Source organism: Williamsoniiplasma luminosum, from assembly GCF_002803985.1.
GTDB classification, from domain to species: domain Bacteria; phylum Bacillota_I; class Bacilli_A; order Mycoplasmatales; family Mycoplasmataceae; genus Williamsoniiplasma; species Williamsoniiplasma luminosum.
Genome location: NZ_CP024963.1, coordinates 131,519 through 155,721 on the forward strand (window position 1 = coordinate 131,519; position 24,203 = coordinate 155,721).

The 24,203-nt window shown below is 30.6% G+C and carries 24 protein-coding genes; 3 read left to right on the forward strand and 21 right to left on the reverse strand.

Annotation, left to right across the window (positions count from 1 at the left end):
• The first annotated feature begins 80 nt into the window (after window positions 1-80).
• The gene (locus ELUMI_RS00520; protein ID WP_025734437.1) at window positions 81-1,061 is read left to right on the forward strand and encodes a 5'-3' exonuclease; all 981 of its coding nucleotides are present in this window, start codon (window positions 81-83) and stop codon (window positions 1,059-1,061) included.
• Window positions 1,062-1,198: 137 nt separating this feature from the next.
• On the opposite strand, the gene ELUMI_RS00525 is transcribed toward ELUMI_RS00520, so the two are convergent.
• The 14 genes from ELUMI_RS00525 to ELUMI_RS00590 all read right to left on the reverse strand — a co-directional run bounded on the left by ELUMI_RS00525 (window position 1,199) and on the right by ELUMI_RS00590 (window position 12,291).
• The gene (locus tag ELUMI_RS00525) at window positions 1,199-1,498 is read right to left on the reverse strand and encodes a FoF1 ATP synthase subunit delta/epsilon (RefSeq protein ID WP_025734436.1); all 300 of its coding nucleotides are present in this window, start codon (window positions 1,496-1,498) and stop codon (window positions 1,199-1,201) included.
• An 8-nt stretch (window positions 1,499-1,506) separates the two neighbouring features.
• Window positions 1,507-3,072 (reverse strand): F0F1 ATP synthase subunit beta, encoded by a 1,566-nt coding sequence (gene atpD / locus ELUMI_RS00530; RefSeq protein WP_084040347.1) that lies wholly within the window; start codon window positions 3,070-3,072, stop codon window positions 1,507-1,509.
• A gap of 14 nt (window positions 3,073-3,086) precedes the next feature.
• The gene (gene atpG / locus ELUMI_RS00535) at window positions 3,087-3,938 is read right to left on the reverse strand and encodes an ATP synthase F1 subunit gamma (RefSeq protein WP_025734434.1); all 852 of its coding nucleotides are present in this window, start codon (window positions 3,936-3,938) and stop codon (window positions 3,087-3,089) included.
• Window positions 3,938-5,515 carry a F0F1 ATP synthase subunit alpha gene (gene atpA / locus ELUMI_RS00540; protein ID WP_025734433.1) on the reverse strand — a complete coding sequence of 526 codons (1,578 nt, stop codon included), beginning with the start codon at window positions 5,513-5,515 and terminating at the stop codon, window positions 3,938-3,940. Before atpA ends, atpG begins: the two co-directional genes overlap by 1 nt.
• A gap of 18 nt (window positions 5,516-5,533) precedes the next feature.
• The gene (locus ELUMI_RS00545; RefSeq protein WP_025734432.1) at window positions 5,534-6,085 is read right to left on the reverse strand and encodes a F0F1 ATP synthase subunit delta; all 552 of its coding nucleotides are present in this window, start codon (window positions 6,083-6,085) and stop codon (window positions 5,534-5,536) included.
• Between the two features lie 4 nt (window positions 6,086-6,089).
• Window positions 6,090-6,626: a F0F1 ATP synthase subunit B gene (gene atpF / locus ELUMI_RS00550; protein ID WP_100618526.1), complete on the reverse strand. Its 537-nt coding sequence runs from the start codon at window positions 6,624-6,626 to the stop codon at window positions 6,090-6,092.
• Window positions 6,627-6,656: 30 nt separating this feature from the next.
• Window positions 6,657-6,929: an ATP synthase subunit c family protein gene (locus ELUMI_RS00555; protein ID WP_345938792.1), complete on the reverse strand. Its 273-nt coding sequence runs from the start codon at window positions 6,927-6,929 to the stop codon at window positions 6,657-6,659.
• 75 nt (window positions 6,930-7,004) lie between these two features.
• Window positions 7,005-7,862 carry a F0F1 ATP synthase subunit A gene (locus tag ELUMI_RS00560; RefSeq protein ID WP_025734429.1) on the reverse strand — a complete coding sequence of 286 codons (858 nt, stop codon included), beginning with the start codon at window positions 7,860-7,862 and terminating at the stop codon, window positions 7,005-7,007.
• A gap of 15 nt (window positions 7,863-7,877) precedes the next feature.
• Entirely contained in the window at window positions 7,878-8,276 is a 399-nt protein-coding gene (locus ELUMI_RS00565; RefSeq protein WP_025734428.1) for an MG406 family protein, read from the reverse strand.
• 94 nt (window positions 8,277-8,370) lie between these two features.
• Window positions 8,371-8,994, reverse strand: a complete 624-nt coding sequence (gene upp, locus ELUMI_RS00570) for a uracil phosphoribosyltransferase (RefSeq protein ID WP_025734427.1) — start codon at window positions 8,992-8,994, stop codon at window positions 8,371-8,373.
• Between the two features lie 170 nt (window positions 8,995-9,164).
• Window positions 9,165-9,596: a hypothetical protein gene (locus tag ELUMI_RS00575; protein WP_025734426.1), complete on the reverse strand. Its 432-nt coding sequence runs from the start codon at window positions 9,594-9,596 to the stop codon at window positions 9,165-9,167.
• A 70-nt stretch (window positions 9,597-9,666) separates the two neighbouring features.
• Window positions 9,667-10,356 carry a hypothetical protein gene (locus ELUMI_RS00580; protein WP_025734425.1) on the reverse strand — a complete coding sequence of 230 codons (690 nt, stop codon included), beginning with the start codon at window positions 10,354-10,356 and terminating at the stop codon, window positions 9,667-9,669.
• Window positions 10,357-10,613: 257 nt separating this feature from the next.
• Window positions 10,614-11,858 (reverse strand): serine hydroxymethyltransferase, encoded by a 1,245-nt coding sequence (locus ELUMI_RS00585; RefSeq protein WP_025734424.1) that lies wholly within the window; start codon window positions 11,856-11,858, stop codon window positions 10,614-10,616.
• Window positions 11,848-12,291 (reverse strand): RpiB/LacA/LacB family sugar-phosphate isomerase, encoded by a 444-nt coding sequence (locus ELUMI_RS00590; RefSeq protein ID WP_025734423.1) that lies wholly within the window; start codon window positions 12,289-12,291, stop codon window positions 11,848-11,850. The genes ELUMI_RS00585 and ELUMI_RS00590 overlap by 11 nt, the downstream gene beginning before the upstream one ends.
• A gap of 76 nt (window positions 12,292-12,367) precedes the next feature.
• Between ELUMI_RS00590 and ELUMI_RS00595 the strand changes: the two genes are divergently transcribed.
• The gene (locus ELUMI_RS00595) at window positions 12,368-12,664 is read left to right on the forward strand and encodes a rhodanese-like domain-containing protein (protein ID WP_025734422.1); all 297 of its coding nucleotides are present in this window, start codon (window positions 12,368-12,370) and stop codon (window positions 12,662-12,664) included.
• Between the two features lie 270 nt (window positions 12,665-12,934).
• Here ELUMI_RS00595 and ELUMI_RS00600 read toward each other — a convergent pair whose 3' ends face one another.
• From ELUMI_RS00600 to ELUMI_RS00610, 3 genes are all read right to left on the reverse strand, one after another.
• Complete coding sequence (locus tag ELUMI_RS00600) at window positions 12,935-13,630, reverse strand: hypothetical protein (RefSeq protein ID WP_025734421.1); 696 nt, start codon at window positions 13,628-13,630, stop codon at window positions 12,935-12,937.
• 363 nt (window positions 13,631-13,993) lie between these two features.
• A complete protein-coding gene (locus ELUMI_RS00605) occupies window positions 13,994-14,707 on the reverse strand; it encodes an ABC transporter permease (RefSeq protein ID WP_025734420.1) in 714 nt (237 codons plus the stop codon).
• Between the two features lie 27 nt (window positions 14,708-14,734).
• Window positions 14,735-15,367, reverse strand: coding sequence for an ATP-binding cassette domain-containing protein (locus ELUMI_RS00610; RefSeq protein ID WP_025734419.1), 633 nt, complete (start codon window positions 15,365-15,367; stop codon window positions 14,735-14,737).
• Window positions 15,368-15,632: 265 nt separating this feature from the next.
• Between ELUMI_RS00610 and ELUMI_RS00615 the strand changes: the two genes are divergently transcribed.
• Window positions 15,633-16,943, forward strand: coding sequence for a hypothetical protein (locus tag ELUMI_RS00615; protein WP_025734418.1), 1,311 nt, complete (start codon window positions 15,633-15,635; stop codon window positions 16,941-16,943).
• A gap of 220 nt (window positions 16,944-17,163) precedes the next feature.
• Here ELUMI_RS00615 and ELUMI_RS00620 read toward each other — a convergent pair whose 3' ends face one another.
• From ELUMI_RS00620 to rpoC, 4 genes are all read right to left on the reverse strand, one after another.
• Window positions 17,164-17,373, reverse strand: coding sequence for a hypothetical protein (locus ELUMI_RS00620; protein WP_100618527.1), 210 nt, complete (start codon window positions 17,371-17,373; stop codon window positions 17,164-17,166).
• 639 nt (window positions 17,374-18,012) lie between these two features.
• Window positions 18,013-18,789: a hypothetical protein gene (locus ELUMI_RS00625; RefSeq protein WP_156921423.1), complete on the reverse strand. Its 777-nt coding sequence runs from the start codon at window positions 18,787-18,789 to the stop codon at window positions 18,013-18,015.
• A 61-nt stretch (window positions 18,790-18,850) separates the two neighbouring features.
• Window positions 18,851-19,672, reverse strand: coding sequence for a hypothetical protein (locus ELUMI_RS00630; protein ID WP_156921422.1), 822 nt, complete (start codon window positions 19,670-19,672; stop codon window positions 18,851-18,853).
• 762 nt (window positions 19,673-20,434) lie between these two features.
• Window positions 20,435-24,187: a DNA-directed RNA polymerase subunit beta' gene (rpoC, locus tag ELUMI_RS00640; RefSeq protein ID WP_025734413.1), complete on the reverse strand. Its 3,753-nt coding sequence runs from the start codon at window positions 24,185-24,187 to the stop codon at window positions 20,435-20,437.
• Between the last annotated feature and the right edge of the window lie 16 nt (window positions 24,188-24,203).

A 24,203-nucleotide genomic window follows, 5' to 3' on the forward strand; every position in this document is an offset into this window, starting at 1 on the left:
TAGGTTTAAAAATGTATAAATTAATCCATATATTTTTACTTCTACTTTTTAAATGATACAATCTACAAGTAAGGAATACTATGAATATAGAAAATGAAAAACGCACGATCTTATTGATTGATGGTTATCATTTATTACATAAAGGATTTTATGGTTCATTAAAACGTAAAACACTTGCCGTTAACAGAGATGGAATTCAAATTAATGCCATCTATACATTCATCGCTAAAATTAATAACTTTATCGAGATGGATATCTACCACACAATAATTGTCACATTCGACGTGGGACATGGTTGCTGAAGACGCGATTTATATCCTGAATACAAAGCTAAAAGAAAAGATACTCCAGAAGAGTTGATCCCTCAAATGCAAATAATAAGAGAATTTCTAACAGCTTCAAGAATTCCATGATATGAAAAAGAACAATATGAAGGTGATGATGTAATGGGCACAATTGCTAACATTTCATCAAAACTTGGTTATAATGTACACATTCTTTCAAATGATAAAGATACCTTTCAATTAGTAAGCGATAACACGAAGGTTATCACAAGAACAAGTAAAAAAGAAAAACCAGAATTTATTGAAATTAGGGATGTTGTGGAAAAAATGGGTTGTGAACCAACTCAAGTTCCAGATTTAAAAAGTTTGATGGGAGACTCATCAGACAACATTAAAGGGGTTAAATGTCTGCATTACAATATTGCAGTCAGCCTTTTAAAACAATATGGGACAATTGAAAATATTTATGAAAATATTGATCAAATCCCACCCAACATTCAACAAAAATTAGTTGAAAACAAAGAACAAATTATGTTGAATAAACGCATCGCAACAATTCAAAGAAATTTAAATTTAGGTCGCATTGATTTAAGACCCTTAAGGGTTAATTGATATGGTTATTTAAGCTTTTTGAAGAAACAAAAAATGTGAGCATTCACAGGGAATGCTCTGAAAAAAATTGAAGACAACAAAAAAGAAATTAAAGAACCAAAGAAATTTAAAAACGCTGATGCTGTTTGATTGAAACAGTCTCAAAACAAAACTACTAATAACTAGTACGAATTAAATTGATATCAAAAAAAGGAAGACGTGTCTTCCTCTTTTCATTTCTGTCTGTTTCCCTTAATCAATTGATTAAGTTAAATTGATTATATAAAAACATCTTTAAAAAGTTTAGGCATGATTATCATTTTTTAATCAAGATGATTGGGTGTATCAATTCTGTTTTTTTGGGCATCCACTAAATATAATCGTTCAGTGATAATTTTGCATTGAATCCCATCAGTTTTGATGATTCCACGGTGTACATGAATGTATGTTGGGACACCTTTGACTTTAAAAGAAAGAATTCCAATTTTTAAAGCTGAAACAATCGGGATAATGTTTTGCATAATTCCCATATCCCCATCAATGGTTTGGACATTGACAATATCAACTTCTTTATCATTGATAAAGATCCCATCAGGGGTCACTATTTTTAATTTAATTCCCATGATAATCCTTATTTGGTTTTAACTTGTTTGGCAAATGTTTCGAGAACGTCATCAATGGTTCCAGCATTCATAAATAGAATTTCAGGAATTTCATCACATTCGCCATCTAAAATTGCTTTAAATGAGCGAATAGTATCACCAACTTTAACAAAAACTCCTGGTCGTCCTGTAAATTTTTCACCAACAAAGAATGGTTGAGATAGGAAATTTCGAATTTTACGCGCGCGACTAACGATTAGTTTATCTTCTTCACTTAATTCATCCATTCCCAAAATTGCAATGATTGATTGTAATTCTTTGTATTTTTGAAGGGTGATTTGGACACCCATTGCCACGTTGTAATGTTCATCTCCAACAATTGTTGAATCAAGCATTCTTGATGATGAAGCTAACGGATCAACTGCTGGATAAATTCCAAGTGAAGCAATTCCACGGTCAAGCACAATTCTTCCATCTAAGTGGGTAAAAGTTGTGGCAGGGGCCGGATCTGTTAAGTCGTCCGCTGGCACATAAACCGCTTGCACTGAAGTGATTGATCCTTTTTTAGTTGAAGTAATACGTTCTTGTAAAGAACCCATTTCTGTTGATAATGTTGGTTGGTACCCAACAGCTGAAGGCATACGACCTAATAAGGCAGATACCTCTGATCCTGCTTGAGTAAATCTAAAAATGTTATCAATAAACAATAGCACATCCATGTTATTTTCATCACGGAAATATTCAGCAATTGTTAATGCAGTTAATGCCACACGCATTCTTGCACCAGGTGGTTCGTTCATTTGTCCAAAGACAAGTGAAGTTTTATCTAAAACTCCCGCTTCAATGAATTCATGATATAAATCATTTCCTTCACGAGTTCTTTCACCAACTCCAGCAAAGACAGAAACTCCACTGTGAGCTTTGGCGATGTTATTAATTAACTCTTGAATTAAAACTGTTTTGCCAACTCCAGCTCCACCAAATAGACCAATTTTTCCACCTTTTGCAAATGGAACAATTAGGTCCACAACCTTAATTCCAGTTTCTAAAATTTTAGCCGATGTAACCAATTCATCATATGCTGGTGCATCACGATGAATTGGTTTTCTTTGACCTTGAAATTGACCTTTGTTGTCAATTGCATCACCAGTCACATTGAACATTCTTCCTAGAACTTCTTTACCAACTGGGGCCATAATTGGACTTCCTGTGTTGATGACATCTTGTCCACGAATTAAACCATCAGTTGAACCCATTGAAATGGTTCTGATAATTTCATCTCCAATATGTTGTTCAACTTCAAGAATCAATTCGATTCCGTGGTTGTTAACCACAAGTGCATCATAAATTGATGGAATGGTATTTTCATCAAATTTAACATCGACAACAGGTCCTAAAACTTGAACTATTTTTCCAACACTTTTGGTTTTGTATTTGGTTGGATCAAAACTTTGAACAAGTGAAGGTTTGTTATGCACAATTTTAGTTTTTGTTTGATCAACATCTTTTTTAGTTGATGCTTTTGTCTTGATTTCTTTGGTTGGTTTAGTTGTTTGAACTAAATCATCAGAAATTTTCTTTGTATTTTTTGCCATATTTTCACCTGTTTCTATTTATCGTTTTGAGCATTTGCCCCAGAGACAATTTCATTGATTTCCTGAGTAATTGCACTTTGTCGTTCACGGTTATATTTAATACTTAAATCATGGATTAAACCATTACCATTTTTGGTTGCGTTTTCCATCGCCATTCTTCTTGATGCTTGTTCAGAAACTTGGGATTCAATAATTGTCCCAAATAAAACTGTATTTAAATATAAATTGACTGTTGTTTCCAGAATTAATTCAGCCGATGGTTCAAATTGAATTTCGGCTTGAATTGTTTTTTTGACTGTTTCATCTTTTTCAATTGGGAACAAAACCAATGTTGTTGGTTGGAAAGTCGCATTATTCACAAATTTGGTATACGCCAATTGAATTTGATCAAATTCATTATTGGTGTAGTATTCCATAATTCTTTGTCCCAAATTTTGCGCATCTAAGCTAGTGAAATTGATATCCACATTTGTTAAAGATGCGCGAATTTTAACTTTACGGTTTTTATAAAACGACACTGCTTTACTTCCAATCGCAAAAATTTCATCATTTGGTTTTAACTTTGGAAAGACCATTTTATTGACGTTTGAATTGTATCCCCCAGCTAATCCAAGATTAGAATTAACCACAACCCATAAGGTTTTTTTAATTTCTTGTCCTGGTTTTAAAAGAAAGATTGAGTCTTGGGTTTGTTTAATGATTTCATTAAAAACACTATAAACTTCAGCGACATATTCGTGAGTTTCAACAATTTTTTTACCCACACGGCGTAATTTAGCAGCGGCCACTAATTGCATGGCATTAGTAATTTTACCAATGTCAGTAATTGCTTGGATTTCACCCTTTAACGCACTTAAATTTGCCATTATTTTCCTAACTCAGCGAAGTCTTGCTGAGTGCCATAGTTGGTTGGTTGATAATCTTTAATTGATTTAGTGATTTTGACAATCACTTTTTCAATTTCTTTGGTGATTTGGCTTGTTAATTGATCATCGAAAGCTTTTTTTATTTCTAAAGCGTTTCTCAATTTAGATGCTTTGGCATCTTTTTTAAAGTGTGCCAAAATTTCAATTTTGAAATTTTGCATTTCTTTGACACTTAATCATTTAATTAATTTAGCTTTAATTGCTAACAATAAAATCGCTTCATCAACTTGAGCAAGTGGTTCGTTTTGTTTTTGTTTCAAAATTTCAATAATTCGAGCACCATGATCTAAAATCGCTTTAGTTGTTTCATCTAAATCTGAACCAAATTTTGAAAATGATTCTAATTCATAATATTGAGCTAATTCTAATTTTAAAGTTCCAGCAACTTGTTTAATTGCTTTAATTTGAGCAGAAGAACCAACTCGACTAACTGATAGTCCGATGTTAACAGCGGGTCTAACTCCGGCATTGAACAAGTTTGTTGATAAGAAAATTTGCCCATCAGTGATTGAAATCACATTGGTTGGAATGTAGGCAGAAATGTCTCCGGCTTGGGTTTCAATAATTGGTAAAGCAGTAATTGAACCACCACCATAATCTTGATTTAAACGCGCAGCTCTTTCTAATAAACGTGAGTGAAGGTAAAAGACATCTCCTGGATACGCTTCACGACCTGGTGGACGACGTAATAACAATGACATTTCACGATATGCCACCGCATGTTTGGATAGGTCATCATAAATAATTAAAACATCATCACCGTTTTCCATTCATTCTTCAGCAATTGTCACCCCTGTATATGGGGCAATGTATTGCAATGGTGCACTTGCTGATGCTCCAGCATTAACAATGGTTGTATAAGTCATTGCCCCGTGTTTTTTTAATTTTTCAACAACTTGAGCAATGGTTGAATCTTTTTGTCCGATTGAAACATAAATACATTTCACACCAGTTTCTTTTTGATTGATAATTGCATCAATGGCAATTGCGGTTTTACCTGTTTGACGATCTCCAATAATTAATTCTCTTTGACCACGACCAATGGGGATGGTTGCGTCAATTGATAATAACCCTGTTTCTAGTGGTTGATCAACAGATTGACGAGCCATAACTCCAGTTGCAATTTTTTCAACTGGAGAACTTTTTGTTGTATTGATTGGACCATTGTCATCAATTGGTTGCCCAAGAGCATTAACAACTCTTCCAATCATCGCATCTCCAACTGGAGTTTCTACAACTGTTCCTGTACGTCGAACAATATCGCGTTCTTTAAGTAAAGAATCATCTCCTAAAATAACAGCTCCAATCGCTCCTTCTTCTAAGTTCAAAACCATTCCATAAACGTTGTGCGGGAAGAGTAATAATTCACCCATCATCGCTTTATCTAAACCATAAATCAATGCCACACCATCACCGACTGTAACGATTGACCCTTGTTCAGATTCAACAACATTTTTGCCATAGTTTTTGATTTGCATTTCAATAATTTCAGAAATTTCTTTAATATTTAAAGCCATAAGATTCCTCCTCTCGTTCTATTTTTTAATCAATATTTGATTATGTAGTTGGTCAATTTGACCTTTAATTGATCCATCAAAGACATGGTTAGCAATGATGATCATTACCCCACCAATTAAGCTCAAGTCAATTTTATTGACTAAGTGTATTTCTTTGTTAAATTTTTTGGTTAGTTTGCTTTGCATCGCATCCATTTGGGTTTGAGTTAGTGGTTTTGTTGACCATGCAACACCATAAATAATATTATGAAAATCAAGTAACTTTTTACGCATGTTTTTTAAGATGACACGAGCATAGTTAAATGTATTTTCATCACATAATATTTTAAAAGCATTAATAAAGTATTCATTGACCCCAGTTTTTGTAAAGGTTTGATCAATAATTTCTTTTTTGGTTGCTTCAAAACCAAGGCTTCGAATTGCTAATATTTTTACAAAATCTTCTTTATCTTTTAGTGCATCAATAATCACGGTTGCTTCAGTTACAAAGCGATCAATTTGTTTTGTTTCAATCGCGATTCTTTTTAAAGCATCGCCCCAACTTTCGATCACACTTTCTTTTAAAATCATGATTTTAAATTAAGTCCTTGATAAAATCATCAATAATTTGTTTATTTTTTTCTTCATCAATGTTTTCTTCTAAAATTTTAGAAGCTGCTAACATTGCTGTTTCAATAATTGATTTTTTGATTTGATCTTGGGCTTTTTCCCTTTCTTGAATAATTGAAGATTTGGCATGATTTTGTAAATTAGTTGCTTCGATTGTTGCTGATTCTAAAATATCTGCTTTTTGCGAGTTTGCATCCAAACGCGCATTTTTCACAATCACTAAAGATTCAGATTTTGCTTCATTTAAAATTGTTGCAGCTTCTTTTCGATCTTTATTTGCTTGAATTTGTTTATCAACAACCTCATTTAAAAGTTCGTTAATTTTTGCTCTACGTGCATCAACAGCTTTTCTAAATGGTTTGTACATTAATTTAGATAAAACTAAAATAATCACAATTGAGGCAAGAATGTGAGCAATCAAATTCGGAATATTCGGAAATAGCAAACCAATAACGTCAGGAACACCTTGTGTTGTTGCTAAAAATGAAATATCTAACATCATTTAATTCCTCCTTTTTATAATATTTAAATTTTAATTAACAACGAATGCTAATAAGACTGCAATAACTAGAGCATAAATCGCCCCTGATTCAGCAATTCCTGCAGCAATAATCATTGTTGATGTAATTTTTGATGCCATTTCTGGGTTACGCCCAATTGCTAAACAAGCACCTTGACCAACAATTCCTTGACCAATTCCTGCTCCAAGAACTCCGATTGCAGCAACTCCTGCTCCAAGATATTTCAATCCAACACCAATTCCAATATCGGTTGTTGCTTGACCTTCTGCAAATAAATTTGGCATAATTGCCATAACAGACATAAATAAACTTGCGTAAACGTCTGTCATAATTCCTGTAAGTAACATTTTTTTCTCCTTTTAAATTAACACAACTTGTGTTTTTTCTTCTTTTGTTTGTAATAATTTTTCTTCTGTTTCAAGAAGATTTTTTTCGACATCCATCGTGTCTGATTCTTCTCCCATTGCCTCGGCTCAATATGATAACGTCAACATCGCAAAGACCACTGCTTGAATTACCGAATCGAACATATCAAAGTATAAATGACAAAACGGTGTAAACAAGGTCGTGAAGATGTTGAAACCTGATCAAAAGTATTGCAATTGTGCATTTCAATAATTTGGATTGGTTGAATCTCAAATCTCAACGATATTTCCACCACCTCAACCGGCTTGCATCCCAATTCCCATGGCATAAAGCAATCCCATAATAATTGATCCACCTAATAAGTTACCAAATAAACGAAACGATATCGAGATTAGTGGAGTGAATTGTGTAAACAATTCAATTGGGTTTATATAGCGCTTTAAATATGCAAATTTTTGATATTTAAAACCAAAATAATAAATAAAGATGAAAGTCACAATCCCCATTGATAAAGTAATGGTATAAGAGGTCATTGCTGATTCGATCCCTAACAATGATGTCAGCGAAGAAATCACAATATAACTAATTAAATACATTGCGTATGGTGTTAACTTACGATATTTTTTACCCATAATCGAAACAACCATGTTCTCAATCGACGTGATAAACATTTCGATTAAAACTAAAAATCCACTCATGCGCTCTTCAACTTTTTGATTTCGAATTTTCACATTAAAAACAATCGAAATACTACAAACAACAATTGTTGTTAATAGGATCGAAATCAACTGCATTTGCGGTTCTCATAAGCTACCAGCTAAATCTAGTGTTGCTAAAAAATTTATATTCACAATTTCCCTCTCTACTTATAAAATTTCATTCTTAAATAATGGAATTAATAACACGGGCGTTAAACCAAGTAAAATTCCAATTCAATTAAAAATGAGGTTTGGAATTAAAAATCCCATGATTAATGGAGTAGCATAGATTCCAACTCGCAAAACATAAAAGAAATAATATAAAAAATAGTTTTCATTTTTCACCAATGTTTTGGTTGCAAAAATAACGACATAAATTCCTAATAAAGAAAAAATAAAACCTAATACCAAGCCAGTCATCCAATTTCAACTAATAGTTTTAAATCCAACCAAGATACCTAAAACTAGTGTTAATATTGCAATCAATGCGACAAGCGAGGTATATGATATAACTTTTCACTTATTATTAATTTTTATATTTTTAATTTTATGAATGGCACTTTTCATATACACTCACTCCATTAATTATAATAATACTCCTATGTTTTAAAAAACAAAGAAAAAAATAGCAAAATGCTATTTTTTTCAATCTTTATGGGAACTATTTGGTCCCGAAGATCCTGTCACCAGCGTCTCCTAGGCCAGGAACAATGTAACCTTTACTGTCAAGTTTTTCATCTAATGCGGCTGCATAGATTTCAATTTCAGGATGCGCTTTTTGAAGATTTTTAACTCCTTCAGGAGCTGCTACTAAACAAATAAATTTAATTTTTTTAGCTCCTCATTTTTTAACAATATCAATTGCTGTAATGGCACTTCCCCCAGTTGCTAACATCGGATCAACAATCAAGGTGTATGCTTCAGCAATATCTTTGGTAGTTTTAGCAAAATATTGGTGAGTTTGTAATGTTTCTTCATCACGATATAACCCAATATGTGCTACACGAGCAGTTGGAATTAGTTCTTGAATTCCATTCACCATTCCCAATCCAGCTCTTAAAATTGGAACAATCACCACTGGCACATCGATTGTGAAACCTTTGGTTTCTCCCATTGGTGTGGTGATTTTAATCTCACTTAATGGGATATCACGAGCAATTTCATAGACCATCAACCCAGCAATTTCATTTAGATTTTCACGAAAATCTTTGGTCGAAGTGTCAGCTTTCCTCATTCTTGTTAGTTTGTCCACAATTAATGGATGTTTAAATTCTGTAAAAGACATTTTTTTCTCCTTATTCCGTTTAAATAATAAGATATTAAATACCCAAGTACAAATGAATTTTTATTTAATGTGAATTTATTCAAGCAAAATTTATGTTTTTTGATTATTTCACTAAAAACAACACCAAAATTTTGGTGTTGTTTAAAAATTGCGAAGTGCTAAAAATATCTTTATTGAGCTCAAGGTCCATAAATGTTAAAAAATGCATATGTGCTAAATCAAATACCTTTATGATTTGAATCCAAATCCATTATATATTGAGTTCCCCCTTTCAACAACAACGTTCTTCCCATCATTTGAGTAATATCCATAAATGAAACATGTTGCAATTCTGGGATTAATTCGTTGATCACAGCAGTTGCTTGATTAAAAGTTTCAACATGCTTAAATTCTACAGCTATGGCTGTTGTTAGAATTTGACCTAAATGCAATTTAGCATAACCAAATCAATATCAATATGTTTCTAGTCAAAATCCGGGATTATCTGTTAATTGCTCATTTTGGTTTTTGTTTAGATTGTTTTTTTGCACAATGTTGGGCATTGTGGTTGTCACTGGAGTTGCACATAGCAATCCAGTTGTGAATAAAATTGTGAATTTCATAATTTTCCTTTCTTTATATTTAAAAAACTTAATCAAATATAGTTCTTTTAAGTTAGTTATAACTTAACGTTTATTTAGGTTCACCCCATTCTGCTCAAGGTCCATATGCATCTAAATATACTCATGTGCTGAACCAAATTCCGGTGTGATCACAGTTGAGTTTTTGTATGTAAGGAACCCCACCGTTTCGTTCCAAAATTTTTCCCATTGCACCTGTCATCAAGTGAAAATACGATAGTTCTGGAACCAAGTATTCTATTGCTCCTTGAAATTCTTCCGCATCACGTGGATATGCTTTAATAAGTTTTTCGACGAGTTCATCACCGAAATGTAATTTTGCATAACCAAATCAATATCAATATGTTTCTAGTCAAAACCCGGGCGTACTTGTTAATTGTTGTGAAGACTGAAATGCAAATTTATTATTTTGAAAAGTGATTATTTTCGACATATATGCTTGATTCAAAATTGTTTTAAATTTTGAATCTAAAAATATTTTTTCGATTGCTGGATTTTTTATTTCTTTAATTTTTTCTTTATTTAATGACAAGAGACCATTTTTGGTTATCAAAGCATTTAAAAAAATGCTCTTTATTTGTTCTTCATTTTTTGGATTAATTTGTTTTTGCAAAATCATGATTAAATTTTCAAAATCATAATTGTCTAGCTTTGTTTGAACATTTTTAATCATGTTTGGCATGATCGTTATTATAGGGCTTGTACTTAACAATCCCGTTGTGAGTAAAATTGCTAATTTCATAAATTTCCTTTCTTGTATTTCAAAAAACCTAATCGAATAAGGGTTGGATTTTATTAAGTTTTTTGAAATTATTATGTGATTATTTGTTTATTTATTTCCAAACTCATTACCGTAATGAATTCTTATACTTTAATTATATTCTTCGCTGATAAAATTACTTTGTTTTTAAAACAATTTAGGTTTATTATGAAGAGGTAAATTTTGCACAAAAAAATCTTTGGTTATTAAACCAAAGAGTGATCTTTTTTTCATTTTTATTAATATTTAATTCCTGTGTAAATTGGGAATTTTGCACAAAGTTCATGAACTTCTTTTGCTAATTTTTTAACATTTTCTTCTGAGTGATCTTTTAATGCAGCAGCAATGATATCAGCAACTTGTGTGAATTCTTTTTCCTTGAATCCACGTGTTGTCATTGCTGGTGTCCCAACTCTGATTCCTGATGTATTAAATGGTGTTTCTTCATCAAATGGAAGTAACTCTTTGTTAACAATGATTCCAACAGATTCAAGAATTTTTTCAGCTTTACGACCGGTTACCCCAAAAGCACTTTTAACTTCTAAGTTTAATAAGTGATTATCAGTTCCCCCAGTTAACATATAAATACCATTTTTGCGGAATGATTCTTCCATGGCTTTTGAATTTTTAATAATTTGTTTTCCATATTCAACAAATTCTGGAGTTGAAGCTTCTAATAAAGCTTGAGTTTTTCCAGCAATTTGGTTTTCCAAAGGTCCACCTTGTGAACCTGGAAAAACTGCAGAATCAACTTGTTTTGCATATTTTTCTTTACATAAAATAACTCCCCCACGAGCTCCACGTAAAGTTTTGTGTGTGGTTGTTGTCACAATATCGGCATATTCCATTGGATTTGGATGTTGCCCTGTTGCTACTAATCCTGCAATATGGGCCATGTCAACCATGAACATTGCTCCAACTTTATCAGCGATTTCACGGAATTTTTTTCAATCAATAATTCTTGAATAAGCACTAGCACCAGCCACAATTAATTTTGGTTGGTGTTCTAAAACAACTCTTTCGACTTCAGCAAAATCAATTTCTTCTGTTTCTTTATTAACTCCATAAAATTTGAAATCATATAATGTTCCAGAAAAATTTAAATGGAAACCATGAGTTAAATGCCCACCAGCATTTAATGACATTGAAACTACTTTATCTCCTGGTTTTAAAATCGCTTTATAAGCTGCTTCGTTAGCTTGTGAACCAGAATGTGGTTGAATGTTGGCGTGATCGGCATTAAATAATTTTTTAACTGTATCCACTCCTAATTGTTCAACTTGATCAATAAATTCACAACCTCCATAATATCTTTTAAAAGGCATTCCTTCAGCATATTTATTAGTTAAAACTGATCCATTGGCGATTAATACCGCTTCAGAAACTAAATTTTCTGAAGCAATTAATTCGATATGGTTTTGTTGTCTTTTTAATTCGTTGTTCATTGCTTCTTTTAGCAATGGGTTTAATTCTTTATTTTGCATAGTTTTTTAAAACCTCTACTCTTTCTTTGTGTCGTCCACCTTCAAATTTTGTTTTTAAAAATGTATCAACAATTTTAATTGCTTTATCATCAGCAATTAACCTTGCTCCCAATGATATGACATTGGCATCATTATGTTTTTTAATTAATTCAGCGGTTTGAGTTTCATAACTCAAACCAGCAACTACACCTTTAACTTTGTTAGCAGCGATTGAAATCCCAACTCCAGTTCCACAAATTGTGATTCCTAAACTGTTGGGATTTTCAACGACCTTTTTTCCTAACTCGATTCCTAATTCGGCGTAATTACTCGTGATTCCGTCGTTGTTCCCAAGATCAACCACATGATAATTTTGTTCTCTTAAATGCTTAACAAGGGCATTTTTCATTTCAACACCAGTATGATCGTTTGTAATATAAATATTTTCTTTCATAAAACCTCCATTACAAGTATTTTAACAATAAAAGAAAATAAAAAGAATAGAGTTAAAATAATTATGAGGTATTTGTATGAAAGATTATGTTACTGCTAGAGAATTCTATGAAAAATTAGAACAAGGGTGAAAAGTTATTGACGTGAGAAGCCCACAAGAGTTAAAATACTTGCAAAAATTTCCCAACTCAATTAATATCCCTTATCCTGAAGTTGTTGACCGGATGACACACTATTTTCCGGATAAAAATGTCAAATTAATTACATTATGTAATGCTGGGAACCGTTCGGGAATGACTGCCAGAGCTTTTCGTCGACGTGGTTATTTAAATGTTTATGTTTTAAATGGTGGAATTGAAGGTTTAGACCTATAAAAAAACTTCTTAAAAGTATTAATTTTGTTTTTTAACAAATCAGCATTTAAGATCGAAAAAAGTAGGTTTCCCTACTTTTTACCCTTATACTTTTTTGTGAACCGAAAATTAAAATGATATTATTAAATTAACCAATGGTTTGTTGGGGATATAAGAAGCGTATTCCTTTTTAGGAAAAACGCGTGCAACTTTATTGTTGTAATGTGCAAGCACTATTGTGCTTGTTTTTTTATGTTTTAAGATGCTGTGCATTCTAATAATTAAAATTGATTATTGTTCTGTTCAAGGACCGGCTCATCCAAATGATAAGAACCCATATGTTCCAAACCAAATACCTTTATGAAGTGAGTTGACACTATTTATGTAACCAGTTCCACCATATACAAACAAAGCCGGACCCATGGTTGGGGCTAAGGTTGTAAATTCGGGGATGATATAAAGTACAGCCCCAATTGATCCAAGTGGGTCATATACTTCTTTAAAAGCGTCTGCCAAATCGGTGGTTAATTGATTATCTAAATGTAATTTACAATAACCAAATCAATACCAATATGTCTCAATTCATAACCCTCTTGTTGTTGTCAATAATTTTTGATTTTTAAATTCAAATTGATTATTTTGATAAACAATACTTTTAGAAGCATACAGTTCATTTAAAATACTAGAAAATTCTTTACTTGAAAAGATTTTTTCAAGTTTAAGATTTTGCATTTGCTTGATTTTGTTACTATCAATTTTTAACAAATCATTTTCTTTAACAATTGAATTTAAAAAGATTTGTTTAATTTGTTTTTGATTTTTTTCATTAATTTCATTACTCATAATTTTGGTTATTTTATCTAAATAACCATTTTCATTATTGTTTGTTTTTGATCCTTCATTTTGTTTTACCACAACTTGTGGTAGTGTTGCGCTAACTGGACTGGCCATTAATAAACCAGACCCCAGTAAAACTATTAATTTCATAATTACCTTTCTATGCTAAAAAACTTAATTATATTAAGTACTCAATATGATTATTTTTTAGAATTATTATTTATTACTATTTTTTCAAAGTTATTAATCGAATGATGACTAATAATTTATACTTATATTTTAATTCTTTAAATTGTGAAATGTTGAAGAATTAAAATAAATCCAAAAGTTTTATTGTTATCATTGTGTAACCTTTATCATCAAATAGGCCACGCCCAGATAATTTTCCATCCTTAACATGTGAAATAAATATGAATTATCCTACTTTTTAAATTTTAAGTTGGAACAACATATGTTTGTCGGAAAATGACAAATAATTATTAGAAAATGAAATTACAAGTGTCACTTTGTCATCTATTTTCGATACATTTTTAAAGAAACATAAAATAAATAAAGCAAGAATATAATTCAAATGACTATACTTATAAAAGTGATTATTAATTGTGTAGAAGATAAACTAATTGCTGCAATTACATAGCTATAAAACATATATAAACACCCAAATGGAGTTAGAACTTCAATATAGAAATATTGATCCATCATTGTTTGAAGTGGCACTGTAATTCCAGAAATGAATATCAATACATAAAATATAAACATTGAATACGGAATTATTGCATTAATCGAATTAATTAATGGGCCCAATATTATTGCTATAATAAAAGCTAATGTGTAAGAAATAAAAGAAAAGCTAATTAGCATTAATATTGTTTTGTAATCAACCTGAATTTTAAAACCCAATAATGCTATTAAAAACAAAATCACAGCAACAAATTCAAACATAATTAAGTTTACAAAATATAAAGCGCTTGTGTATTTAGTAATTGCCCCTTTAATAATTAAGTAATGCTTAATTCTTTTTTCAATCTTATCTGAACAAATATAAATGCTAATTGGAATAATTGTACTAGTTAATGAGACCAATAAGACCAAAGCCATAATTCCATAATTTAAAAAATCTTTTTGTAATAATAAACCAAACAAGATCATTAATGCTATGGGCAAAATAACGCTAAAAATTCAATTAATTGGTGTTTTAATAATTCTTATTAATTCTATTTTAAACATTTTTGCGCACCAACTGTTCTATTTGCTTTATTTTATCTTCATAGTTACCAAGTAATTTAATGTCTTGAATAATTTGTCCTTTTTTAAAATGAGAATGCGTTCACAAATTTTAGCAATTTCTTCAGGATTATGAGAAACCAATAATAAGGTGATGTTTTTATTTTGAAAAACATATTCATAAATTATGTCAATAATTTTGACTCTTCATTCATAGTCTAATGATGTTGAAATTTCATCTAAAACTAAAAAATTTGGATCATTAATTAATGCAATTAAAAATTTAAATTTTTGTTGTTGACCGCCAGATATTTTTTTAAATTGGTTATTTTCCACTTCTAATAATTGAAAGTTTTTAAAATATTCATCATGGTTTCTTTCAATTTTATATAATTTACAATACAAATAAAATATATCTTTTATACTAATGTCTGCATGAAAACTCGATTCCTGAAAAACGGCATTATATATGTAATCAGTATCACATTTAAAAATACCTTCATATTTTGATCTTAAATTTAAGATTAACTCCACTAAAGTAGTTTTCCCAGAACCATTTAATCCCATAATTGCAATTTTTTCACCATCATTGATAATTAATTCTTTTACATCTAAGACTTTCCTTTTTTTATAACTATATTGAACATTTGTTAAATTGATCATTTTGACTCCCTTTTTGTAAATTTTATTGGAAAAAAAATCCATTTTTCAATTTAAAAATAAAAAATATTGTCAGAGCAACTCTACAAATCAAAGACATTAAAGAGATTGTTTTACAAAGTTAGATGTGTTTTGCATGCGAAAAAAAAGAACTAGAAAAGTGTCATTTTTGCTTAATAACGATAAAAAAATTTAAATTAAATTAAGAATAACATAACGTAAGTTTACTTTTACACAATAATGGTTCTTTCGCAAGAAAGGATAAAATATGAAATATAAACACTATGATAGGGATTTGAAAATCAAAGTGGTTCAAGAATATCTTAATGGAGCACACCCAAAAAAATTGGCTTTAAAATATAATTTAAAGTCTGGAGCCCAATTGGTTTATAATTGGAAAAAAAGCATAGATAATAATTACAACATCGGAAGAAATCCGATGGATTGTGAGGTTATGAAGATGGCTAAGAAGTTAAAAAAAGAATTTAAAAACCCCGAACTAAAAAAACTTGAAAAAGAAAACAATGTTTTAAGAAAGAAATTGGCAGAAGCGGAGGAAGTAGCATTATTAGCAAATGCAAAATATGAGATTTTGGAAAAATCCATGCCTTCTTGCACGAGTCAACAAATACTGATCATGTTGATGAAAGACAAGAAGGCGAATCTGGCAATAATAAAGACAAAAATTTATAAACATTTTGTTTTTTCGACAATTTATGAATTTTCTTTTAAATTTGAAATTAGCATTCATAAAATGCGCCATTACTTTCATGTGTCAAAAGCAGGTTATCATAAATGAGTTAACAGAAATTCATTAATTTCTAGTGTAAAAATAGGCGACAGTTTACAAAATGATTTGGTATTACAAAAATACAAAAGTAAAGTTGATCCACGTGCGCAAGACCTAATTCAAGCTTGTTTTGATGCATATAAAGGTCTTGCAACAGGGTCAAAAACCGTTAATCAATGGATTATTGCTAATTTTCAAACTCATATATCAGTTAAAGTAATTGCTAAAATACGCAAAGAAAACAAGCTTGAAATGCCAAGTGCTGAACGTAAAAAGAAAAATTATGCGGGGATTAATAGAAATAAAAAATACCGTAAAGATGATCTGGTCAGAGACAATTTTCAATTAGAAAATGTTGTTGGTATTGATGGGACAGAATTTAAAATTTTTATCAATAATAAGTTGGTCAAACAAAATTGCATGATTGCTTATGATTGGTCAAATTCGAGAATTGTTGGCCACCATTTTAATCCTACTGAAAATTCTAATTCTGCTTTAAAAATTTTAGATATGATTGAAAAGTATGCTAAAAAGAATAATCAAAAAATGATTGTTCAATCTGATGAAGGAACAGCTTTTGTTAATAAAAATGTCTTTAACTTTGTACACAAAAAAAGACACCAAATAACACACTCAATGTCAGATGCCGGTTTTAAACATAATGCTCCGACAGAATCATTGAATGGGTGAGTTAAAAGTAAATTTTTTCTCCGTTTTGGAAACATTTATGATTCTGTAGAACATTTTTTATCAACATTTACTGAATTTGTTAAAATGTGAAATGCATAACATTTTTTCATTTATAATAACAATCGAAAGAACTCATTATTAGTAGTCTAAATGATTAAACTTAAGTTACCACATTCTTTGCTTCTACTTTTATTTTAATTCTTCAAATTTTAAAGTCTATCAATCATAGAGATTATCAATTATTTATTCCCAAACCAAAAGATATTGAATACAAAAACTCAACAAAGTTATGGGTTAACTTTGATGAGTTAAAATAAAACTATTTTTGTGTTTCTGTTAAATTTTTATAATAAAAGAAGTTTTCAATGATAACTTTTTTAAACTCAGATAAGTACATTAATTTTTGATCGACAATGACACTATCAAAATGTAATTTTTCCATTCAAAAAATGAAAAGACTAACATTTTTTAAATAAGTAATAAAAATCTTAAGTTCTTGAATTTCTCTATTTTTATTTGTTAACTTCATAAGCTTCTTCTGACATTTTTTGAAATCAAAATTAAGTTTTGCTTCGAACATTTTAATTATATTTTTTGAAGAAGAATATGGAAAAAATCAAGCATATGTTGGAATTAAAAACAAATACATCATTCATCAATTAGTGTTTTTTAAAGTAATGAGATGAGGTTTGTTAGAACTAATATTGAACTTAAAATTATCTAAGGATAATCTATTTTTTAATTCGCATTCATAATTAAAATATAGTTTATTTTGAGACCACATTAATTTGTTGTTTCTTCATCAAAATCATAGACTAACTAATAGATGTATAATCCAAAAACCAATACTTATTGATAGGTAAATTATCAATTCTTCATTTTTTATTTTGCTTAAAAAAAATGTCGAACAAGTAAAGATGATGAAGATTAATGAAGATGAAAACATAAACATCAAATAGTAACTTAAGTTTTTTCATTGAACTGTTTTAAAATAGAAAGGCAATTGCTTAAAATTTATTTCTTTTTCAAACATGTTATAAACTATTTTATTTTTTAACCTATCACCCTTTGAATACAAAATAGTGTAAAAAATACAAAGTATTAATAAAACGGAATAAGTGATTAAAGTGAAAATCATATTGTTTTTTCCTTTCTACATTTTTATAAATTATCTTGCTTCGGGTTCTTTATTTAAATTTTTATAATAAAAGAAGTTTTGGATTACTGCTCTTTTTAATTCATTTATATAAACCGTCTTACCATTTATCACAATTCAGCCTGTACTATATTTTTCCATTCTTCAAATAAATAAACCATAAATTCTTAAATAGCCAAGGAAGAGTTTAATTTTTTTATTTGGTGTTTTTGCTTTGAGAATCTTTTTATTATATATATTGGTTTCAATATCCAACTGTTTTTTAAAGCTAAGATATCTTAAACCTGCATTTGGAATTAAAGTAATTTCATTTAATTGGTAATGACTTATATCCATTTTAAAATTTTCTTGATTTCATTTATTTTCTAATTCAGGATCATGAATATCATAGATATGAGTAGCAGAAGCAATGATTTTGCTTGTTTTTAAATAAAAATAAGCGGTAATTACAATATAAAGCATTCATCCAATTGAACTAATGACAAAGAATCAAATCACTTCATTTTTAAATGCATGTTCTTTATTTATAATAAAAAAATAGTAACCAGAAATTATGTAAGCTATTAATGTTAGAAAAAAACAAACCAAATTGCAAATTAATATTTTACATTTTGCTTTTTTAAAAAATAATGGGAATTTGGAAAAATCTATTAAATTTTTATACACATCATAAATTAATGTTTTTTTTCAATTGCCATATCCTCAAGTAACGGAAAATGCAAAAAACGCAAGGTCTAATGCAACACATACAAATATAGTCGATTCAGCCATTTCTATTCTCCTTTTCAAAAATTTTTTAATTGATTAGCAATGATTAATTAAAAAAATGTTTTTTCTACTTTTAAAGTCATTAACCCAACTCTAATGCAAGCATTATAGCACTTATTGTAGCAACCGCTGCTAGAGATGCTGGGTAAAATATTGATGTTGCACTACTTACGGTTAAAAAAGTTTTAAGTATTTTTGCCATATTCATTATTAATGATAACTGAGCTTTTTCATCTATGCTCAAAGGTCCATTTTCTAATACTGTTATTTCAGAAGTGATTGCTGAAGCAGCAACACCCGCTGCTGCACTAAGTGTAGTGCAAGCAACAGCTCAAATAGTTGTTATGCCGAAAGCAAATGCCAATGCACCAAATCCTGCTGCTGCGATAGCAGCACCTGTAGATATTCCTATTAAGGTTATACGGGCTGTTTTTAATGTTTTAAGTAATTCTCTATTAGTAATTGGGGGTTTTGTCTCTTCTTCTTTGTTAGACCCAGCTGCTGATGGGTGTTCTCTTTCTCATTTTTTTTCATAAAAATCGTTTATAAATTGACTACATTCAGCTTCGGTCATTCCTTCATAACATGCAGGTCTTCTTAAACTTATGCTTATTCGTTCATAATTGTCATTAAAATTTTTATAATTATTTTTAAAATAGGGTAGTGTGCTATTTGTTGGAATATTTTTATTGTTAATTTCATCTAAAATTTTAATGGACTCTTTTTTTGCTGCTTCAATATAATTCAATAAATATGCTTTACTTATATTTTTGGTTGAAGTTAATGACAAATTGTTTTGTGGATTGATTAATGTTGCTGGTGAATTAATGTCTTTGATGCCAACTTGTTGTTTGATATTATCAAAAATTTTTATCACTATTTCTTTAATTACTTGTTGATTCAAATAAACATTTTCAATCAATATATTAATATTATTTTCTTGTGTAATTTGATCAATATTTCTATTTTTAAAAATATTTTTTTAATGCTATTTGACTCACTGTTTATTTGTGATGTTTTCATTTCTGTTTGTTGTTGTTTGGGTGTTGCGTGTGCAAAACTTGTAACAACAGACGAAGAAATTGCTAAAGTAGGAAAAATGCTAACTAATGTTTTCATAAAAGTTTCTTCCTTCCTATTTTGTTTTTAAAACAAAACTTTTTAAAACTTTGTTTGGTTTTATTGCTTCTAATATCTATTGAATTTTAAGTAATTACAATTAACAAGGAGCCCTTCACCTCTATTCTTTAATCTTTCTTTCAACTATTCAAGAGAATTGTGCTTTAGTTAATATTGATATTTTAAAAAAGAAATAATTCTTATATAAATCGGTTAATGATCAAATCATAAAACACCCTCCTTTTGGATTTATTATAATTTTTTTATACACTTTTAAAAATGAAAAATTGAAAAATTGAAAAAAAAATAAGAAATATTTTTAAAAAATAGAGATAAATCAACAAAAAATTGAAAAATAGAAATTTTATTTGTGTTGTTAGACTTTTATTGTGACAATCATATAAGTGAGTGTTAAATTTAATCAAGCTGTTTTTTTAGAATTTTAATAATTATTTGTTGAGAAAATACAAAAAATACCACTTTTGAGGGTTTCTCAAAAGTGGTATTTTAGAATTTTAAAATGTTTAACTGATTAAGTTGTCTAATTTTAATATTCATTTTTATGGTATTCTTCACCAATTCTCATTACTTCTTCAGCACCAGTTAATCCAGTTCCGGCAGGGATTAAGTTTCCTAACATAATGTTTTCTTTTAATCCTTGTAGTTTGTCAACTTTTCCACTAATAATGGCTTTTGACAACACACGGGCTGTATCTTGGAATGAAGCAGATGATAATCATGATTCAGATTCTAATGGAGCTTTTTTAATTCCGAAGATTGTTGTTTTAACAATCGCTGGGCGTTTACCTTCCATTAATGATTTAGCAACACTTGCTTTGTAAGCTTGGCTAGTAATGATTTCTCCAGGTAATAGATCAGAGTCCATTCCATCAAGAACACGCACTTTGTTTAACATTTCTTTAATGATAATTTCGATATATTTATCAGAAATTTCAATTCCTTGTAAACGGTAAACTTTTTGCACTTCTTTTAGGATGTAGTTTTGAACATCAACAACAGCTGCAATTTCTAGCAATTCACGTAAGTTAATTGCTCCTTCTGTCAGTTTTTGACCTTTGTAAACTTGATCACCTTTAGCCACACGCACAACTGCTTGGAATTGTGTGTGGTATTTTTTGATTTCTTGGTCATTTTCAACAGATATTGTGTAAACTCCATCATCATCAAGAACTTCTTTAACCACACCATCCATTTGCGAAATGATGGCCACTGACCCTTTTGGAGTAGTAACGTCAAATAATTCTTTAATACGTGGAAGTCCTTGGGTAATATCAGCATCCCCAGCAACCCCTCCGGTATGGAAGTTACGCATTGTAAGTTGAGTTCCGGGTTCTCCAATTGATTGGGCGGCAATAACTCCAACTGGTTCTCCCATTTTTACAACATCTCCAGTTGCTAAGTTCACTCCGTAACACATTTGGCAAACACCATGTGTGTTATCACAAGTTAAGACTGAACGAATATAAACTGATTTAACATCATGTTTAATCACTAATTCAGCTAATTGTTTAGTTACTAAAGTGTTTTTTGGAATGATAATATCCCCATTGTCAGTTTCAATATCTTTGAATGTGTAACGACCAATAATACGGTCCTTAATTGGAACGATAGTATTGCTATGTTTTGTATCAACAATCGCTGAAACTTTGAAGCCTGTGATTGAATCACAGTCTTCACGTGAAACAACAATTTCTTGTGAAACGTCAACTAAACGACGAGTTAGGTATCCTGAATCGGCAGTTTTCAAGGCAATATCGGCCATCCCTTTACGAGCACCATGCGTTGAAATAAAGTATTCAGACACCGATAGTCCTTCACGGAATGATGATTTAATTGGGATTTCTTTAATATCCCCTTTAGTATCGTTCATCAATCCACGCATCCCTACAAGTTGAGTAAAGTTAGAAACGTTTCCACGAGCACCAGAATCCGCCATCACAAAGACAGGGTTTTTAGTATCTTGACGTAAAATTACTTCTAATTCTTTTTGAATTTGATCTTTTAAACTTGATCAAACTTCAATCACACGAATTTTTTTCTCAGTGGCAGTTAGCATTCCCTTGTGGTAGAAATCAGTAATTTGTGCCACTTTTTCATCAGCTGCTTCAAATTCATCATATTTAGCAGTATAAGCAACAACGTCACCGGCTGAAATAGTAACTCCTGATTTAGTTGAGAATAAGTATCCCAAGTCTTTCATGTTATCTAACATTTCAGCAGTTTTACGTGCTCCATAAATTCCAAAGTATTTTTCAATAATTAATGAAAGTTCTTTTTTCTTAATTGGTTGGTTAACTTCATAAGTCTTAATGAATTCATTAATATCAGTTGAAAATGGTAGTAAGTATTTTTCAATTTCAGTTTCAGCTCCGAAAATAACTGGTGAGTTAATTCAGGCGAAGTCTTTGGTAAAGACTTCGTTAAATAAAACTTTACCAACAGTTGTAAATAAGTATTTATCATGAGCACTTGCTGGGAATTTTAACCCCGGTAATGCACTAACAGCAATTCCAATTAAAGCATTTAAAGCAATACTTTCTGTCGCATAAGCAGTTTTGATGTCATCAACTGTGGCAAAAATAATTCCTTCTCCTAAAAGACCTTTTTCTTCTTGAGTTACATAGTAATTTCCAAGAATCATATCTTGAGTTGGAGTTACAATTGCTTTACCATCTTTTGGTCCCAAAATTGCATTTGAACCTAACATTAAAGCACGTGCTTCTCCAATTGCTTCTTTAGTAATTGGAACGTGGACAGCCATTTGGTCCCCATCGAAGTCGGCGTTAAATGCAGTGGTTACTAATGGGTGTAAGCGGATCGCTTTTCCCTTGACGATTTTAGGTTCAAAGGCTTGAATTCCTAAACGGTGAAGAGTTGGGGCACGGTTTAATAGGACCGGACGATCTTTAATTACTTGCTCTAAAGCTTCTCAAATTTTTGGATCATTTTGTTGAATCATTCTTTCAGCAACTTTAACGTTTTCAGCAAATTCGTGTTCTTGTAATCATTGAACAACAAATGGTTTGAATAAAATAATTGCCATATCACGAGGAATTCCGGCTTGGTACATTTTTAAGTTTGGACCAACAACAATTACTGAACGACCTGAATAATCGACACGTTTTCCTAAAAGGTTTTGACGGAAACGTCCTTGTTTTCCTTTTAGAATTGATGTTAATGATTTTAATGGACGTTTGTCTTTTCCAGTCACTGGACGAGGCTTACGTTCGTTATCTAATAAGGCATCAACAGCTTCTTGTAACATACGTTTTTCGTTGTTAACAATAATTGATGGTGCGCCCATTTCTTTAATTTTCTTTAAACGTTCGTTACGAATAATGATTCTTCGGTAAAGGTCATTAATTTCACTAGTTGTGAAACGTCCTCCGTCCAATTGGATAATTGGACGGATGTCTGGTGGAATAACTGGTAAAACACGTAGAATCATTCATTCAGCTTTCGCTCCTGATTTATTTAGGGAGTGTAAAACTTCTAAACGACGCATGATTTTAGTTTGTTCAGCAGTTCCGTTTTTTTCACGTAATTCATTTTTCAATTGAATAATTGTGTTTGGAATATCGATTCTTTTTAATAGATATTCGATCGCTTCTGCCCCGATTCCAAATTTAGCACCTGTGTGTTTTGCAATTAAAGCAGTTGCTTCATCGATTGAAAATGGCACACTTGTGTTATCTAATTCTTCTAATAAACGTGTTGCTTTTCGGTAATCACGAGATGTTTCATCATCAAGTGAAGCGATGACAGTTTTAATTAAGTTAGCTAGTTTTTCACGAGTTTTTGGCGCTTTTGAAGATCCAAGATCTAAGACTTCACCAACTTTTAATTGTTTTAAATCACCTGTTTCTAAAACAACGTGACTAACAAAGTAAACTACTTCTTCTAACTCTTTAGATTTTAAATCTAAAACAGCAGCAATTCTTGAAGGCGCAACTTTTAGCATTCAAATATGAGTGACTGGTTCTTCTAATTCAATATGTCCCATTCTTTCACGACGAACAATTGATTCAGTTAATTCTACACCACAACGTTCACAAACTTTTCCTTTGTTCATTGGGTTGGCTTTTTTATATTTTCCACAAAAACATTCATAGTTTTTAGTTGGACCAAAGATTTTTTCATCAAATAGTCCGTCTCTTTCTGACTTTAATGTTTTGTAGTTGATTGTCTCGGGTTTTGTTACTTCACCACGAGATCATGAGCGAATAGTCTCTGGAGAAGCTAATTCGATTTTTATTGATTTTTTATTTTTGTTATCCATATTTAGTTCCCGCTTC